Genomic DNA, 223 nt, shown 5'->3' with positions numbered 1-223 from the left:
ACCAGGACGTGCGGCTGATGCTCTCGAGACGCGTGAGCACCGCCGGCCACGCTGCACGGATCCGCTCGAAGGTGACCGGCCCCTGCGGTGCGGCGACCTCGGGGGCTGCTGTTTCGGGAGCGACGCCGGCGGTCTCGTCTGCGCCTCGCGCGCCTTCTCCCTGCTCGTCTGCCGGGCGCTGATCGGCAGGGGCGGACTCCGCCGCGGTGGGCGCCGGTGCCGC

General features: G+C 75.3%; 1 pseudogene. It reads right to left on the bottom strand.

What is annotated here, in order from left to right:
* Positions 1-223 (bottom strand): annotated as a pseudogene (locus DSP71_RS22690) (DNA polymerase III subunit gamma and tau); the annotation flags it as partial.

It is taken from the genome of Microbacterium sp. H6 (assembly GCF_003314775.1).
GTDB classification, from domain to species: domain Bacteria; phylum Actinomycetota; class Actinomycetes; order Actinomycetales; family Microbacteriaceae; genus Microbacterium; species Microbacterium oxydans.
The sequence above is the reverse complement of the archived record's forward strand: the minus strand, read 5'-3'. Positions and strand labels throughout refer to the sequence as shown.